Genomic DNA, 14,174 nt, shown 5'->3' on the forward strand with positions numbered 1-14,174 from the left:
AAAGCCCCCATTTCCTCGGCGTGTCGGGGGCTTTTGCGACTGCTCGCGTGGCTACTGCGCCACGTCGATGACCACCTTGCCCAGGACCTTGCGGTCGGCGACATGCCGCAACGCGGCCGGGGTCTCGGCGAGCGGGAATCGCGCGCCGATGTGGGGCCGGATCGTGCCGTCGGCGAACATCCGGGCCAGCTCGCGCATGTCGCGCGCGGCGTCGTCGGGCCGGTCGGCCATGAAGGTGCGGATCTCCATGCCGCGCACGGTGATTCCCTTGAGCAGCACCAGGTTCAGCGGGATCGACGGAATAGCGCCCGCTGCGTAGCCGAGGGTGATGAAGGTCCCGCCCCGGGCCAGGGCCCGCAGCGCCGGCTCGGCGTAGCACCCGCCGACGGGATCGAGAACCACGCGGGCGGCGTCACCGGTCAGCTCGCGGATGCGCGCTTTCAGGTCTTCGCGGTCGTAGTCGACGGCCGCCTCGGCCCCGCGGAGTCGGCACAGGTCGAGCTTTTCCGGACTGGACGCCGCCGCCAGGACCCGGGCCTTCATCGCCACCGCCAGATCGACCGCGGCCAGCCCCACACCGCCGGCGGCCCCGAGGACCACCACCCAATCGCCCTGCGCGACTTGCGCGATCGACCGCAGCGCGTGATACGCGGTGCGGTACGTGACGCCGAACGCGGCGGCCGACGCGAAGTCGGCGCCGTCCGGGATGGGCGCCGCCGATGCCGCGTCGAGCAGCGCCAGCTCCGCGAACGCCCCGGTCGGCGTGGTGGCGGAGATCCGCTGGCCGGGACGGAACGGCGTGCCGTCGCCGACGGCGACCACTTCACCGGCCAGTTCGCTGCCCGGGACGAACGGGACCGGGATCTTGACCTGGTATTTGCCGGCGATCAACAGCACATCGGGAAAGTTGACCGCCGCGGCGTGCACCCGAACCACCAGCTGGCCAGGGCCGGGCGCGGGGTCGGCGACGTCGTCGATCACCAGATCCTCCGGCGCGCCGTAGGCGCGGCAGACCGCGGCCCGCATCACCCGGCCCCCAGGCCGCGTAGGCAGAACCCCACCAGGTGTGCGATGTCATCGGGTTCGGGCCGATCGGCCGAACCGACGTATCGCCGCATCGCCGCGGCGGTGCAGCAGAACACCGCCTCGACATCGCGGTCGACGTCGGTGCTGCCCAGGGCCGCAACGGGTTCGGTCAGCAAGTCGCGCAACGGCCGCAGCATCTCCCGGTCGGTCGCGGGCCGAGTGTTGGGAGACATCTGCCCGGCGGCCGCGCGGCTCATGCTGATCAGGTGCGGGTCGGCGACCTGTGCCAGGGTGCCCTCGATCCAGCGCGCCACTTTGTCCTGCGGGCGGGTTTCCTTGGCCATCTGGTGCTGCAGGTAGGACACGACGATGGCCACGCCGCGTTCCATGACCGCCAGGATGAGGTCGTCCTTACCCGCGAAATACCGATAGAAAGCCTTGTTCGACGAGCCGGCCTCGGCGACGATGTCGCTGACGCGGGGCGCCTCGGGCGCGACCCGTTCCATGACGCGCACCGCGGCGGCCAGGATACGTTCAACCTCCTCGGTCGCCTCCCGCTGGCGGTCGTCGAGAGCCCGTTCGACCGCCGCGGAGACTCTGCTAGTTGTCAACGAGCTCACCGTATTTGGCGCGGGCCGCCGCCCGCCGGACATCCAGCATTTCGCTGGGCCAGTCGCCGTCCTCGGCCTCGTAGCCCTTGAGCAGCATCCGCGCCAGGTTCACCTTGTGCGCCTCGGTCGGCCCGTCGGCCAGGCCGAGCGCGATGCCGCCGAGCAGCACGTTGACCAGCGGCAGTTGATCCGTGAGACCGATGGCGCCATGGACCTGAATCGCGCGCAGCGCAATGGATTTGAGAACCTGCGACGCCAGGATCTTGCAGGCGGCGATCTCGGCCCGCGCGGCGCGCTCGTCGCCGTTGTCGATGAGCCAGGCGGCATGCAGGACGGTCAGCCGGAACGGGATCAATTCGGTATAGGAGTCGGCGACGAACTCCTGCACCAGCTGCTTGTCGGCCAGCGAGCTGCCCTGGGTGAAACGGCTTTTCGCGCGCCGCGACATCATGTCGACGGCGCGCTGCGCCATGCCGATCGAGCGCATGGCGTGGTGCAGCCGCCCCCCGGCGAGGCGGGTCTGCAGGATCAGGAAGCCCTGACCGGCTTCGCCGAGCAGCGCGTCGGACGGCACCCGCACGCCGTCGTAGCGAACCAGGGAATGCCCTGGCTCGTGCGGGTCGGCGCCGACGAGGTGGTGGTTGGCTTCGACGTTCAGGCCCGGGGTTCCGGCCGGGACCAGGAACGTCGAGGCGCCCTGATGCACGGGCACGTCGGGGTCGGTGATCGCGACGACGATGAAGAAGGATGCGACGGACGCGTTGGAGGAGAAGTACTTTCGCCCGGTGATGATCCAGTCGTCGCCGTCCCGTTCAGCTCTGGTGGTGAAGACCCGGGGATCGGCCCCGCCCTGGGGCTCGGTCATCGAGAAGCACGAGAAGATCTCCCCCGACAGCAGGCCGGCAAGGTAGCGGTCCTTCTGCTCCTGAGTACCGAATCGCGCGATGATCTCGGCGTTGCCGGTGTCGGGCGCCTGCGTCCCGAAGACGATCGGCGCCCACGGGCTGCGGCCCAGGATCTCGTTGATCAGCGTCAGCTTGACCGCCCCGAAGCCCTGCCCGCCCAGCTCGGGGCCCAGATGCGGTGCCCACAAGCCGTTGTCGCGTACCTGCTGCTTCAGCGGATCGACGATCCGGCGCCGCTCGTCGTTGAGCGGCAGGAACTCGCAGCCCGGAAACAGCACCTCGAGGGGTTCCACCTCCTCGCGCACGAATTCGCGGATCCAGTCCAGCTTTTTCTCGAACTCCGGTTCGGTGGAGAAGTCCCAAGGCATTCGAATACTCCTAGTTGTTCATTGGTGGCGACCCCCAGAGCCCGGCTTCGCCGCGCTTGCGATCGCCACGGTTATCAGGGGATCCCGCCGTCGGCGCGCAGGATCGAGCCGGTGGTGAAACTGGACGCGTCGGAGACCAGAAACAGTGCGGCGCCGACGATTTCGCGCGGGTCACCGGCGCGCTGCAACGCCAGATGGCCGAACGGCTTGCCCTCGGCCCGGTCAAGATTCCAGGCCTTGCTGACGTCGGTGAGAAACGGCCCCGCCATCAGCGTGTTCACCCGGACGGTCGGCCCGAACGCCTTCGCCAGCGCCTCGGTCATGGCGTTGAGGCCGGCCTTGGCCGCGGCATAGGGGATGATGTCGGGGGCAGGCCGCAGCGATCCGGCGGTGCTGACGTTGATGATGGAACCGCGCCCGGCGGCCACCATCCGCTCGCCGACCAAGGCGGACAACCGAAACGGGCCTTTGAGGTTCAGGTTGAGCACCGCGTCGAACAGCTTCTCGGTGACGTCGGTCAGCTTGTCGTACAGCGGCGACATGCCCGCGTTGTTGATCAGCGTGTCGATCTTGCCGAACCGCTCGTAGGCCGCGTCGACCAGGCCGTCGAGCTGGTCCCAGCGGCCCACGTGCACCTGATAGGGCATGGCGGAACGGCCGGTCTCGGCCTCGATCTCCATCGCGGTGGCCACGCAGTTGTCCATGTTGCGGCTGGCGATCACCACGTCGGCGCCGCAGCGGGCGATGCCGAACGCCATCTCCCGGCCCAGGCCGCGGCTGCCGCCGGTGATCAGCACCACCCGGTCGGTGAGGTCGAAAAGCTGGTCGGCATAACCCATTTCAGCGCGTCCTCGCCAGCTCCGCCGCGGTCGCGATCAGCCGCGGGATCATCGCCCCGAAGGTGTCTTGGATCTGGGGGTCCACCTTTCCGGTGCGCACGCCGGCCGCGTAGGTCTTCTCCAGCACGATGCCCAGTTTCCAGTTGGCCAGCACGAGGTAATAGTCGATGTTTTCGGTGGACAGCCCGCTGACCTTCTCGTAGTGCTCGAGCAACTCGGTGCGCGTAGGCATCCCCCGCATGTCCAGATAGAACCCGTCGGCGCTCGGCTCCTCGCCGTCGTAGCCCAGCAGCGCCCACGCCAAATCGAGCAGCGGGTCGCCGACCGTCGTCATCTCCCAGTCGACGATCGCGGCCAACCGCGCCGGCGCACCGTGCGCGAACATCACGTTGGCGAACTGGTAGTCGCCGTGCATGATGCCCGGCCGGTAGCTCGCGGGCCGGTTGTTGCGCAGCCAGTCGGCGGCCTCGTGCAGGCCGGGCAGTTCGCGCACCTTGTAGGCGTCGAGGAAATTCAGCCAGCGATCGACCTGGCGTTCGTGGAACCCGTCCGGGCGGCCGAACCCGTCGAGCCCCTGCGCCCGCCAATCCACCCGGCCCAGCCTGGCGGCTCCCTCGACGAGTTCGAACGCCAGCCCCCGACGGGCGGCCAGGTCGGTGTCGAACGGCGCCTGCCAGCCGCCGTCCATCGGGCTCCACCCGTCGATCGCCCGCATCACGTAGAACGGCAGGCCCAGCACGGCGCCGGTGTCGTCGGCGGCGATCAGCGCCGCGTGTGGCACGTCGGTGCCCGCCAGCGCGCGAACGAGGCGGATTTCCCGGAGCAAGCCGTCGACGCGGGCAGCGTCGGCGCGCGCGCCCGGCATCCGCAGCACCATCCGCTGCCCGCCCCGCTCGATCAGGTAGAGGGTGTTCTGCGAGCCGCCCTTCAGCGGTTCCAGCACAGGTTGCTCGCCGCCGCCGGGTGCGTCGTTCGCATCCAGCCAGCGGCCGAGAACGCCCGGGTCCAACTGGGTCTCGCCGACACTGGTCATAGGCTGCACACCCCACTCTCCGCGCAGAGAATAGCATTCTCTCAACGTTTGGGAAGTGCCCCGCCGGATCCCTAACCCGCCTTGCGCGCGCTGAGCAGGAAACCCGGCGCCATGAAATGCCCCTCGTCGTCGCGCTCGATATCCGGCGACAGGCCGCCGGCCGATGCGAGTGCGCCCGCATTGCCGTACAACCGGGCGGGGCGGACGTCATCGACTCGCCACAGTTCCGCGACGGAATCGCGCAACTCGGTTTCGGTGAAGCCGCGCGGGCCGGGCCCGTCGCTATGGCCGAGCGCACCGGTGGCGAACGCCAGGATGTACAGCGCCGCGCCCGGCGCGGCGGCCCGAAGGATCGACCGCAGGTACTCCTGGCGTTGCTCGGGCGGCAGCACGTGGAAAAGTCCGCTGTCCAGGATCGTCGAGAAGCGTCCGTCATAGCCACGGAACGCGGTGAGGTCGGCCTGCGCGAAGGTCGCCGTCGTCAGTCCCCGTTCGGCGGCGGCGGCCGTCGCCGCAGCGACCGCGGTCGGGCTGGCGTCCAAGCCGACGACCGTATAGCCGAGCGCCGCGAGCGCAAGCGAGAGTTCGGCGTGGCCGCAACCGGCGTCCAGGACATCGCTGCGGACTTTGCCTTGGTCGATCAGAGCCGCCAATTCGGGTTGCGGCCGGCCGATGCTCCACGGGGGCGGCGCTTCCTGCCGGTAGGCGGCGTCCCAATCCATGCCCGGCTGTGTCATCTCTCCTCCTCGAGATCAGCATTGCGCGGCGCGATGAGAAACTGGCGCTGCTCACCATCCGACGACGGGAACAAACATGCAAGTGCTGCTGGTCCGGCATGCCCTACCGCTGCGAAGCCAACCCGGCGAGGGCGCCGACCCGGACCTTTCGGAGCAGGGCTGGGCGCAGGTCGAACGGCTGCCCGAGGCGCTCGCCAGGTTTCCGATCTCGCGGGTGGTGAGCAGCCCGCAGCGGCGCGCCATCCAGACCGCCGAACCCGTCGCGGCGGCCCGCGAGCTGAGCGTCGAGATCGACCACCGGTTCGCCGAATACGATCGCGACCTTCCGGTCTACATCCCCGTCGAGCAGATCAAAGCCGAACGGCCGGAGGAGTGGGCGCGCCTGGCGCAGGGGCATCTGCCCAGTGCGGTCGATGAGGGAGCGTTTCGGGCACGCGTGCGCGCGGCGGTCGACGACCTGGTCGCCGCCGCCGAGCCGGAGGAAACGGTCGCGGTGTTCAGCCACGGCGGCGTGATCAACGTGCTGCTGCACGAGATCCTCGGCACGGCCCGGCTGCTGTCGTTTCCCGTCGACTACGCCTCGGTCACCCGGCTGTTGTTCTCGCGGTCCGGCGAGGCGACGGTCGCCGGGGTCAACGCCGTCGAGCACGTGTGGGACCTGCTGCCCCGAAATCAGCGGTGGTGAACTCGCCCCACATGCGCGGTGGTAAACAAGTTCGAGTGACTTCAACTGACCGAATCGAAGGGCTGGACCTGGTCTCGCTGGACCGGTACCTGCGCTCGCTCGGGATTGGCCGCGACGGCGAGTTGCGGGGCGAATTCATCTCCGGTGGCCGCTCGAACCTGACGTTCCGGGTGTACGACGACGCGACCAGCTGGCTGGTGCGGCGTCCCCCGCTGCACGGGCTGACGCCGTCGGCACACGACATGGCCCGCGAATACAAGGTGGTGGCCGCGCTGCGGGACACGCCGGTCCCCGTGGCGCGCGCGATCGCGCTGTGCGAGGACGACTCGGTGCTGGGCGCGCCGTTCCAGATCGTCGAATTCGTTGCCGGGCAGGTGGTGCGCCGACGCGCCCAACTCGAGGCGTTCAGCCACACTGTCATCGACGCCTGCGTCGACTCCCTGATCCGGGTGCTCGTGGACCTGCACAATGTCGATCCGAACGCCGTGGGGCTGGCCGACTTTGGCAAGCCCAGCGGCTATCTCGAGCGGCAGGTGCGACGGTGGGGTTCGCAATGGGAACTGGTGCGGCTGCCCGAAGACCACCGCGACGCCGACGTCGAGCGGCTGCATTCGGGTCTGCGGCAATCGATTCCGCAGCAGAGCCGGACCTCGATCGTGCACGGCGACTACCGGATCGACAACACCATCCTGGACGCCGACGATCCGACGAAGGTGCGCGCCGTCGTGGACTGGGAGCTGTCCACCCTCGGCGACCCGCTGTCCGACGCGGCCCTGATGTGCGTATACCGCGACCCGGCGCTGGACCTGATCGTCAACGCGCAAGCCGCCTGGACGTCGCCGCTGCTGCCCACGGCCGACGAGCTCGCCGACCGCTACTCGCTCGTGGCGGGGTTGCCGCTGGCGCATTGGGAGTTCTACATGGCGCTGGCCTACTTCAAGCTCGCCATCATCGCCGCCGGCATCGACTTCCGCCGGCGGATGTCAGACCTGGCCAGCGGGAAAGAGCCCGAGCACACCCCCGAGGTCGTCGCACCGCTGATCTCGCGCGGGCTGGCGGAGCTCGCCAAGCTGCCCGGCTGAGTGTGCACTGGTGGCCTTTGAGTGTGTACTGAGGGCTTTGAGTGTGCGCCCAGGGCGATTTTCTCGCCGAGGATTCACACCGAAAGCCCGGCGCTAGATGTTATGAGCCGCCGCGTGGTGCTTCTTCGCGGCGCGGCGCAGCTGAAGGATCCGTGCGGTGCCTGCCGCCACGGTGATCAGACCGCCCACCACCGCCGCCAGCAGGATCGCCACCCCCAGCGGAAGGCTCCAGCGCCAGCCGAAGAACGCGAACGCCGCCGAATCCGTGTTCTGAGCTATGAAGATCAGCAGCAGGATCAGGATCAGGAAGCCGACGATCAGGGACGTCCACAAAGCGCCGGCGCGGGTGAACCCGACGGCCGGATCGTTGGGCTTCGCGCGGGCGCCGGACGCGGGCGGCGGCGGGGGAGGCGTGGCAGGGGTTTGGCCGCTCATACTGTCATCTTTGTCCCATCCTGGGCAGATTGAAACAAATCCAGCGAAAACACCGCCGGCGGCCCGGCGCCGGGACGGCCGCGTTGCGGGGGTTCTGCCGTTAGTGTCGGCGTTATGAGGATGCTGCCGCGCGCGCGCCGCGCGACCGTCCGTGCCGCGGTGTGGCTGGCGACGGTGTGCCTGATCGCGGCGTGCAGCAATGCCGACCCGCTGGGGGCGGAGGCCCGCAGCCCGAAATCCATCGTGGTCGGGTCCGGCGACTTCCCGGAATCGGAGATCGTCGCCGAAATCTACGCACAGGCATTGCAGGCCAACGGTTTTGAGATCGGGCGGCGGATGGGCATCGGCAGCCGGGAAACCTATATCCCCGCGCTGAAAGATCATTCCATCGACCTGGTGCCCGAGTACATCGGAAACCTGCTGCTGTACTTCGCGCCCAACTCGACGGCGACCATGCTCGACGACGTCGAGCTGGAACTCTACAAGCAACTTCCCGGTGATCTGTCGATTCTCACGCCGTCGCCGGCGTCCGACACCGACACGGTCACCGTCACCGCCGGAACTGCCCGCAACTGGAACCTGAAGACCATCCGGGATTTGGCCGCACACTCGCCCGACGTGCGGTTCGGCGCACCGTCGGCGTTCGAGAACCGCCCGTCCGGCCTGCCGGGCCTGCGGCAGAAGTACGGCCTGGCCATCAGCCCCGGCAACTTCGTGGCCATCAACGACGGCGGCGGCGCGGTGACCGTTCGCGCGTTGCTGGAGGGCAGGGTGACGGCCGCCAACATCTTCAGCACCTCGCCGGCCATCCTGCAAGAGCATTTGGTCGCGCTCGAGGATCCCGAGCACAACTTCCTGGCCGGCAACATTGTGCCGCTGGTGAACTCGCAGAAGAAGTCGGACCTGCTCAAGAGCGTGCTGGACGCGGTGTCGGCGAAGCTCACCACCACCGGGATGGCGGGGCTCAACGCCGAGGTGGCGGGCAACTCCGGCATCGATCCGGACCAGGCGGCACGAAACTGGGTGCAGTACAACGGCTTCAGCCACCCGATCGGGCAACGGCGTTGATCGTCTTCGACAGCGTCAGCAAGGTGTTCGCCGACGGGACCACCGCCGTCGACCGCCTGAGCCTGGTGGTTCCCAACGGCGAATTGACCGTCTTCGTCGGGTCTTCGGGCAGCGGCAAGACCACGGCGCTGCGCATGATCAACCGGATGATCGAGCCGACCTCCGGCACCATCACCGTCGACGGGGCCGATGTCCGAGGTGTCGACCCCGTTCGGCTGCGCCTCGGGATCGGCTACGTCATCCAGCACGCCGGGCTGATGCCGCATCAGCGCGTGATCGACAACGTCGCAACCGTTCCGGTGTTGAAGGGCCAGCCGCGCCGCGCCGCCCGCAAAGCCGCCTACGAGGTGCTCGAGCGCGTCGGCCTCGATCCCAAGATCGCCACCCGATACCCCGCCCAGCTGTCCGGTGGCGAACAACAACGCGTCGGCGTGGCACGCGCACTCGCCGCGGACCCGCCGATCCTGTTGATGGACGAGCCGTTCTCCGCCGTCGACCCCGTGGTCCGCCACGAGCTGCAGAACGAAATGCTGCGTCTGCAAAGCGAATTGCACAAGACCATCGTCTTCGTCACCCACGACATCGACGAGGCGCTCAGACTGGGCGAGCAGGTGGCGGTGTTCAAGGATGGCGTGCTGCAGCAGTACGACGAACCCGCCCGGCTGCTTTCGCGGCCGGCCAACGAGTTCGTGGCCAGGTTCATCGGCCTGGGCCGCGGTTACCGATGGTTGCAGCTGATGGACGCGGCCGGGCTGCCCCTGCACGACATCGAGCGCGTCGCCGCCGACGGCCTGCGCGACAGCGGCCTTCCCGACGGCTGGGCGGTGGTGGTCGACGACGCGGGCGCCCCAATGGGCTGGATCGACGCCGAGGGCCTGCGCAAGCACCGCGCCGGCGCGTCGTTGCCCGACAGCATGAGTGGCGTCGGCTCGCTGTTCCGTCCCGACGGCAATCTCAGCCACGCACTGGACGCGGCGCTGTCGTCGCCGTCGGGCGTGGGTGTCGCCGTGGACGACGGGGGCAAGCTCATCGGCGGCGTGCTCGCCGCCGACGTGCTCGCCGCGGTGGAAGCCCGCCGGGGGAGCTAACGATGCACTACTTGTTCACCCACCTCGACGACGCCTGGGCCCTGACCCTGGTGCATCTGCGGCTGGCGTTGGTGCCGGTGCTGATCGGGTTGGCGATCGCCATCCCGCTGGGCGTCGGGGTGCAGCGCGTACCGGTGGCGCGGCGGCTGACGACGGCAACCGCCGCCGTCGTGTTCACCGTCCCGTCGCTGGCGCTGTTCGTGGTGCTGCCGATGATCATCGGTACCCGCATTCTCGACGAGGCCAACGTCATGGTCGCGCTGACCGCCTACACCGCCGCGCTGCTGGTGCGCGCGGTGCCGGAGGCCTTGGACGCGGTGCCCGCCCAGGTGCGCGACGCCGCCACCGCGGTCGGCTATCCGGCACTCAAACGAATGCTGAAAGTCGAACTGCCGCTGTCCATCCCGGTGCTGGTCGCCGGGTTGCGCGTGGTCGTGGTGACCAACATCGCGATGGTCTCGGTCGGCTCGGTGATCGGCATCGGCGGCCTGGGCACCTGGTTCACCGAGGGCTACCAGACCGACAAGAGCGACCAGATCGTCGCCGGCATCGTCGCGCTGTTCGTGCTGGCGACGGTCATCGACGCGCTCATCGTCGTGGCCGGGCGGCTGGCCACGCCGTGGGAGCGCGCCGGGCGCACCCCACGTCGCCGCGCGGTGGTGGCCCCGGTCGTGGGCGGGGCGCGATGAATTTCGTGCAACAGGCGCTGTCCTATCTGCTGACCGCCGACAACTGGACCGGTCCGGTCGGGCTGGCGGCCCGCACGGTCGAGCACCTCGAATACACCGCACTCGCGGTGGCCGCCTCTGCCGTGATCGCCGTCCCGATCGGGTTGATCATCGGGCACACCGGTCGCGGCACGCTGCTGGTTGTCGGTGCGGTCAACGGCCTGCGGGCGCTGCCGACGCTGGGCGTGCTGCTGCTGGGGGTGCTGCTGTTCGGGCTGGGCATCGGTCCGCCGCTGGTCGCCCTGATGCTGCTCGGGGTGCCGTCGCTGCTGGCCGGAACCTATGCGGGCGTCGCCAACGTCGAGCCGACGGTCGTCGACGCCGCGCGCGCCATGGGCATGACGGAAACGCAGGTGTTGCTGCGGGTGGAGGTGCCCAACGCGCTGCCGCTGATCCTGGGTGGGCTGCGCAGCGCGACGTTGCAGGTGGTCGCGACCGCGACGGTGGCCGCCTACGCCAGCCTCGGCGGGCTGGGCCGATACCTGATCGACGGGATCAAGGAGCGGCAATTCCAGCTCGCGCTGGTCGGCGCGCTGATGGTGGCCGCGTTGGCGCTGGTGCTCGACGGCCTGCTGGCACTGGCGGTGTGGGCTTCGGTGCCCGGCACCGGCCGGCTACGGGGCCCGTTGTGGGTGCCCCGCCGGCCTGCGCAATCAGGTGACGCCGACCGCACTTCGGGGCAAACCCGCCGCGCCCGATGGACACGTCCTACGGTAGGAGTGTGAACGCAGCCCCCTCTGATCCGGCCCGGCGCGTGTGGCAGGCGATGTTGACCTGGCGCGCCCAGGACGTCTCCCGCATGGAATCGGTGCGAATCCAGGTGTCCGGCAAGCGGATCCGGGCCAATGGGCGCATCGTGGCCGCGTCCACCGCGACGAACCCGGCGTTCGGCGCCTACTACGACCTGCAGACCGACGAGACCGGCGCCACCAAGCGCTTCGGGCTCACCGTCACGTTGGCCGAGCGCGAACGTCAGCTCGCCATCGCCCGGGACGAGGAAAACATGTGGTTGGTCACCGACCACCAGGGCGAACGCCGCGCCGGCTACAACGGCGCGCTCGACGTCGACGTGGTGTTCAGCCCGTTCTTCAATGCGCTGCCGATCCGCCGCCTCGGCCTGCACGAACGGGCGGACATGGTCACCTTGCCCATGGTCTACGTCAACGTGCCCGACATGTCCGTCACGGCGGCGACCGTGAGCTACACCAGCGAGGGAAACCTCGAGGGGATCAAGTTGCGGTCCCCCGTCGCCGACACTGTGGTGAGCGCCGATGACGAGGGATTCATTGTGGACTATCCAGGGTTGGCAGAGCGGATCTGATCACCCCGCCCGCGCGGCCCGCGGCGGCCAGTTCTTCGCGCCAGTTCTCCTCCCCGATGACGACGGTGAAGATGTCGGAGCGCGGGAAGCTGTCGTAACGGGTGCGCGCGGCGTGGCCGGCGTCGATGAGGTCGGCCACCGAATTGTGGGAGGCGAGGTTGTGGGAGGCGAGCGACTCCCGCGCGCGGCCGAGCAACTCGATGACGTGGTCGACCGCCGGCAACAGCTGGGCGGCGTTGCCCTCGCACATCGCCCGCACCAGCTCCGGGGCGGTGCCCGCCACCCGGGTGCCGTCGCGGAACGAGCCGGCCGCCAGCGCGAAGGCCAGCGGCACCTCCCCGGCGGTGACGGCCAGCGCCTCGGCGAGGAGGTGCGGAAGGTGCGAGATCGCGGCCGCCGCAGCGTCATGCTCGTCCGATTTGGCCGGCACCACCAGGGCGCCGCAGTCGAGGGCCAGCCTCATCACCATCGACCACACGACCGGGCTCACGTGGTCGTCGACGCTGACCACCCACGGGGCCCGGGTGAACAACCCGGCGTAGCCGGCGACCCACCCCGAATCCGCCGTCCCCGTCATCGGGTGACCGCCGACGAAGCGTTCCAGCAGACCGGCCGCGGCCACCTCGTCGACCACCGCGCTCTTCACACTCGTCACGTCGGTCAGCGGGCATTCGGGGGCCAGTTCCCTGATGTGGGCGAGCATGCCCGCCAGCGCGGGCATCGGCACGGCCAGGACGATCAACGCGCCGGTGTCGGCGGCCCGGGTCAGGGTCTGGGTCAGATCGGTGCTGGCGTCGAAGCCGTCGGCGACGGCCGCGTGCGCGCCCTCCACCGACCGGTTGTAGCCGAACACGTCCCGGCCGGCCGCCGTGGTGGCCCGCATGATCGAGCCGCCGATGAGGCCCAGCCCGAGCACGCAAATGGGTCTTGTCGACCGAGGGTGAGCCACAGTCCAAGGTTGGCACAGTTCGGCGGCCGGCGCGGCCGTCGGGTGCCGTGGATCGTGGCGCGTTCCTCTCGCGCTGCGTCTGGTCAGACGGCCTGGTCAGCGACTAGCGTAGGCGCCCATGGGAGCACAGCGGGCCTCGGCGCAAGGCCCGTCCGCGGACACGCCGGACGGCTTCGGCGTCGCGGTCGTGCGCGAAGAGGGCAAATGGCGCTGCTATGCCATGGCCCCCAAGTCGCTGACGAGCCTCCAGGCCGCCGAGACCGAGCTGCGTGAGCTGCGCAGCTCCGGCGCGGTCTTCGGTCTCCTCGACGTCGACGACGAATTCTTCGTCATCGTGCGCCCCGGGCCGTCGGGGACCCGGTTGCTGCTCTCGGATGCCACCGCCGCGCTGGACTACGACATCGCCGCCGAAGCACTGGACAACCTGGACGCCGACATCGATCCCGAGGACCTCGAGGACGCCGACCCCTTCGAGGAGGGCGATCTGGGGCTGCTGTCGGATGTCGGGCTGCCGGAGGCCGTGCTGGGGGTCATCCTCGACGAGAGCGACCTGTACGCCGACGAGCAACTGGGCCGCATCGCCCGCGAGATGGGCTTTGCCGACGAGCTGTCGGCGGTGATCGACCGCCTCGGTCGGTGATCGCCGATCACCGATGAAGATCTGATCCGTGCCGCACTGTCGGTCGCCGCGACGGCGGGGCCCCGCGACGTGCCGATCGGCGCTGTGGTCATCGGCGCCGACGGAACCGAGCTGGCCCGGGCGGCGAATGCCCGTGAGGCCCTTGGCGATCCGACGGCGCACGCCGAGATCCTGGCGATGCGGGCCGCGGCGCGAGCGCTCGGCGACGGGTGGCGGCTGGAGGGCGCCACGCTGGCGGTGACCGTCGAGCCGTGCACGATGTGCGCCGGTGCGCTGGTGCTGGCGCGCGTCGCGCGGCTGGTGTTCGGGGCGTGGGAACCCAAGACGGGAGCGGTCGGATCGCTGTGGGACGTGGTGCGCGATCGTCGGCTCAACCACCGCCCGGCCGTGCGCGGCGGTGTGCTCGCGCAGGAGTGCGCCGCGCCCCTGGAGGCGTTCTTCGCCCGCCAGCGATTGGGGTGAGGAGCCACCCGTTCGGTAAGCTGCCTGGCGGTGGCGTGTCCGAGCGGCCTAAGGAGCACGCCTCGAAAGCGTGTGACGGCTAACACCGTCCGAGGGTTCAAATCCCTCCGCCACCGCCACTGTGATGTCGCGAGACATCGAGGACAGATGTCTCGCGACATAGTGAACACCCTCAGTTGTTGGCTGGGGGTGTTTTG

The 14,174-nt window shown here is 69.4% G+C and carries 17 protein-coding genes and 1 tRNA gene; 10 read left to right on the top strand and 8 right to left on the bottom strand.

What is annotated here, in order from left to right; all coding sequences use genetic code 11:
• Positions 1-51: 51 nt before the first annotated feature.
• The 6 genes from A5705_RS12910 to A5705_RS12935 all read right to left on the bottom strand — a co-directional run bounded on the left by A5705_RS12910 (position 52) and on the right by A5705_RS12935 (position 5,519).
• A complete protein-coding gene (locus A5705_RS12910; RefSeq protein ID WP_067872264.1) occupies positions 52-1,026 on the bottom strand; it encodes an NADPH:quinone oxidoreductase family protein in 975 nt (324 codons plus the stop codon).
• Positions 1,026-1,646 carry a TetR/AcrR family transcriptional regulator gene (locus tag A5705_RS12915; RefSeq protein WP_067872267.1) on the bottom strand — a complete coding sequence of 207 codons (621 nt, stop codon included), beginning with the start codon at positions 1,644-1,646 and terminating at the stop codon, positions 1,026-1,028. Before A5705_RS12915 ends, A5705_RS12910 begins: the two co-directional genes overlap by 1 nt.
• Positions 1,627-2,910, bottom strand: a complete 1,284-nt coding sequence (locus tag A5705_RS12920; protein ID WP_067872270.1) for an acyl-CoA dehydrogenase family protein — start codon at positions 2,908-2,910, stop codon at positions 1,627-1,629. Before A5705_RS12920 ends, A5705_RS12915 begins: the two co-directional genes overlap by 20 nt.
• A gap of 74 nt (positions 2,911-2,984) precedes the next feature.
• Positions 2,985-3,749, bottom strand: coding sequence for an SDR family NAD(P)-dependent oxidoreductase (locus A5705_RS12925; protein ID WP_068277895.1), 765 nt, complete (start codon positions 3,747-3,749; stop codon positions 2,985-2,987).
• Between the two features lies 1 nt (position 3,750).
• A complete protein-coding gene (locus tag A5705_RS12930) occupies positions 3,751-4,782 on the bottom strand; it encodes a phosphotransferase family protein (RefSeq protein WP_068277900.1) in 1,032 nt (343 codons plus the stop codon).
• A gap of 71 nt (positions 4,783-4,853) precedes the next feature.
• Positions 4,854-5,519 (bottom strand): class I SAM-dependent methyltransferase, encoded by a 666-nt coding sequence (locus A5705_RS12935; RefSeq protein ID WP_067872278.1) that lies wholly within the window; start codon positions 5,517-5,519, stop codon positions 4,854-4,856.
• Between the two features lie 76 nt (positions 5,520-5,595).
• Between A5705_RS12935 and A5705_RS12940 the strand changes: the two genes are divergently transcribed.
• Both A5705_RS12940 and A5705_RS12945 read left to right on the top strand, forming a co-directional pair.
• Entirely contained in the window at positions 5,596-6,204 is a 609-nt protein-coding gene (locus tag A5705_RS12940) for a histidine phosphatase family protein (RefSeq protein ID WP_067872281.1), read from the top strand.
• Between the two features lie 35 nt (positions 6,205-6,239).
• Complete coding sequence (locus tag A5705_RS12945) at positions 6,240-7,286, top strand: phosphotransferase family protein (protein ID WP_068277903.1); 1,047 nt, start codon at positions 6,240-6,242, stop codon at positions 7,284-7,286.
• A 93-nt stretch (positions 7,287-7,379) separates the two neighbouring features.
• Here A5705_RS12945 and A5705_RS12950 read toward each other — a convergent pair whose 3' ends face one another.
• Positions 7,380-7,721, bottom strand: a complete 342-nt coding sequence (locus tag A5705_RS12950; RefSeq protein WP_068277906.1) for a lipopolysaccharide assembly LapA domain-containing protein — start codon at positions 7,719-7,721, stop codon at positions 7,380-7,382.
• A gap of 114 nt (positions 7,722-7,835) precedes the next feature.
• Here A5705_RS12950 and A5705_RS12955 point away from each other — a divergent pair, with 114 nt between their 5' ends.
• The 5 genes from A5705_RS12955 to A5705_RS12975 are packed head-to-tail and all read left to right on the top strand — an operon-like array spanning position 7,836 to position 11,926.
• Positions 7,836-8,789 (top strand): ABC transporter substrate-binding protein, encoded by a 954-nt coding sequence (locus A5705_RS12955; protein ID WP_067872292.1) that lies wholly within the window; start codon positions 7,836-7,838, stop codon positions 8,787-8,789.
• Positions 8,786-9,877, top strand: coding sequence for an ABC transporter ATP-binding protein (locus tag A5705_RS12960; RefSeq protein ID WP_067872295.1), 1,092 nt, complete (start codon positions 8,786-8,788; stop codon positions 9,875-9,877). Before A5705_RS12955 ends, A5705_RS12960 begins: the two co-directional genes overlap by 4 nt.
• A 2-nt stretch (positions 9,878-9,879) precedes the next feature.
• Positions 9,880-10,566 carry an ABC transporter permease gene (locus A5705_RS12965; protein WP_067872298.1) on the top strand — a complete coding sequence of 229 codons (687 nt, stop codon included), beginning with the start codon at positions 9,880-9,882 and terminating at the stop codon, positions 10,564-10,566.
• On the top strand, positions 10,563-11,330 hold the full coding sequence (locus A5705_RS12970; protein ID WP_067872301.1) for an ABC transporter permease: 768 nt from the start codon (positions 10,563-10,565) through the stop codon (positions 11,328-11,330). Before A5705_RS12965 ends, A5705_RS12970 begins: the two co-directional genes overlap by 4 nt.
• Positions 11,327-11,926, top strand: a complete 600-nt coding sequence (locus A5705_RS12975; RefSeq protein WP_067872303.1) for a putative glycolipid-binding domain-containing protein — start codon at positions 11,327-11,329, stop codon at positions 11,924-11,926. Before A5705_RS12970 ends, A5705_RS12975 begins: the two co-directional genes overlap by 4 nt.
• Here the strand turns inward: A5705_RS12975 and A5705_RS12980 are convergent.
• Positions 11,889-12,848: a prephenate dehydrogenase gene (locus A5705_RS12980; protein WP_231964189.1), complete on the bottom strand. Its 960-nt coding sequence runs from the start codon at positions 12,846-12,848 to the stop codon at positions 11,889-11,891. The two genes, A5705_RS12975 and A5705_RS12980, sit on opposite strands and share 38 nt — an antisense overlap.
• Before the next feature lie 145 nt (positions 12,849-12,993).
• Between A5705_RS12980 and A5705_RS12985 the strand changes: the two genes are divergently transcribed.
• The 3 genes from A5705_RS12985 to A5705_RS12995 all read left to right on the top strand — a co-directional run bounded on the left by A5705_RS12985 (position 12,994) and on the right by A5705_RS12995 (position 14,096).
• A complete protein-coding gene (locus A5705_RS12985) occupies positions 12,994-13,515 on the top strand; it encodes a tRNA adenosine deaminase-associated protein (RefSeq protein ID WP_067872308.1) in 522 nt (173 codons plus the stop codon).
• A gap of 6 nt (positions 13,516-13,521) precedes the next feature.
• Entirely contained in the window at positions 13,522-13,977 is a 456-nt protein-coding gene (locus tag A5705_RS12990; protein WP_067872311.1) for a nucleoside deaminase, read from the top strand.
• A 29-nt stretch (positions 13,978-14,006) separates the two neighbouring features.
• Positions 14,007-14,096 (top strand) — tRNA-Ser (locus A5705_RS12995).
• Positions 14,097-14,174: the final 78 nt, after the last annotated feature.

Source organism: Mycobacterium sp. E787 (assembly GCF_001668725.1).
Classification (GTDB): Bacteria; Actinomycetota; Actinomycetes; order Mycobacteriales; family Mycobacteriaceae; genus Mycobacterium.

What these genes read in the sequence shown, in the direction of transcription:
- A5705_RS12910 (WP_067872264.1), bottom strand. Translation starts at nt 1,026, where the DNA reads ATGCGGGCCGCGGTCTGCCGCGCCTACGGCGCGCCGGAGGATCTGGTG.
- A5705_RS12920 (WP_067872270.1), bottom strand. Translation starts at nt 2,910, where the DNA reads ATGCCTTGGGACTTCTCCACCGAACCGGAGTTCGAGAAAAAGCTGGAC.
- A5705_RS12925 (WP_068277895.1), bottom strand. Translation starts at nt 3,749, where the DNA reads ATGGGTTATGCCGACCAGCTTTTCGACCTCACCGACCGGGTGGTGCTG.
- A5705_RS12930 (WP_068277900.1), bottom strand. Translation starts at nt 4,782, where the DNA reads ATGACCAGTGTCGGCGAGACCCAGTTGGACCCGGGCGTTCTCGGCCGC.
- A5705_RS12935 (WP_067872278.1), bottom strand. Translation starts at nt 5,519, where the DNA reads ATGACACAGCCGGGCATGGATTGGGACGCCGCCTACCGGCAGGAAGCG.
- A5705_RS12940 (WP_067872281.1), top strand. Translation starts at nt 5,596, where the DNA reads ATGCAAGTGCTGCTGGTCCGGCATGCCCTACCGCTGCGAAGCCAACCC.
- A5705_RS12950 (WP_068277906.1), bottom strand. Translation starts at nt 7,721, where the DNA reads ATGAGCGGCCAAACCCCTGCCACGCCTCCCCCGCCGCCGCCCGCGTCC.
- A5705_RS12955 (WP_067872292.1), top strand. Translation starts at nt 7,836, where the DNA reads ATGAGGATGCTGCCGCGCGCGCGCCGCGCGACCGTCCGTGCCGCGGTG.
- A5705_RS12965 (WP_067872298.1), top strand. Translation starts at nt 9,880, where the DNA reads ATGCACTACTTGTTCACCCACCTCGACGACGCCTGGGCCCTGACCCTG.
- A5705_RS12970 (WP_067872301.1), top strand. Translation starts at nt 10,563, where the DNA reads ATGAATTTCGTGCAACAGGCGCTGTCCTATCTGCTGACCGCCGACAAC.
- A5705_RS12985 (WP_067872308.1), top strand. Translation starts at nt 12,994, where the DNA reads ATGGGAGCACAGCGGGCCTCGGCGCAAGGCCCGTCCGCGGACACGCCG.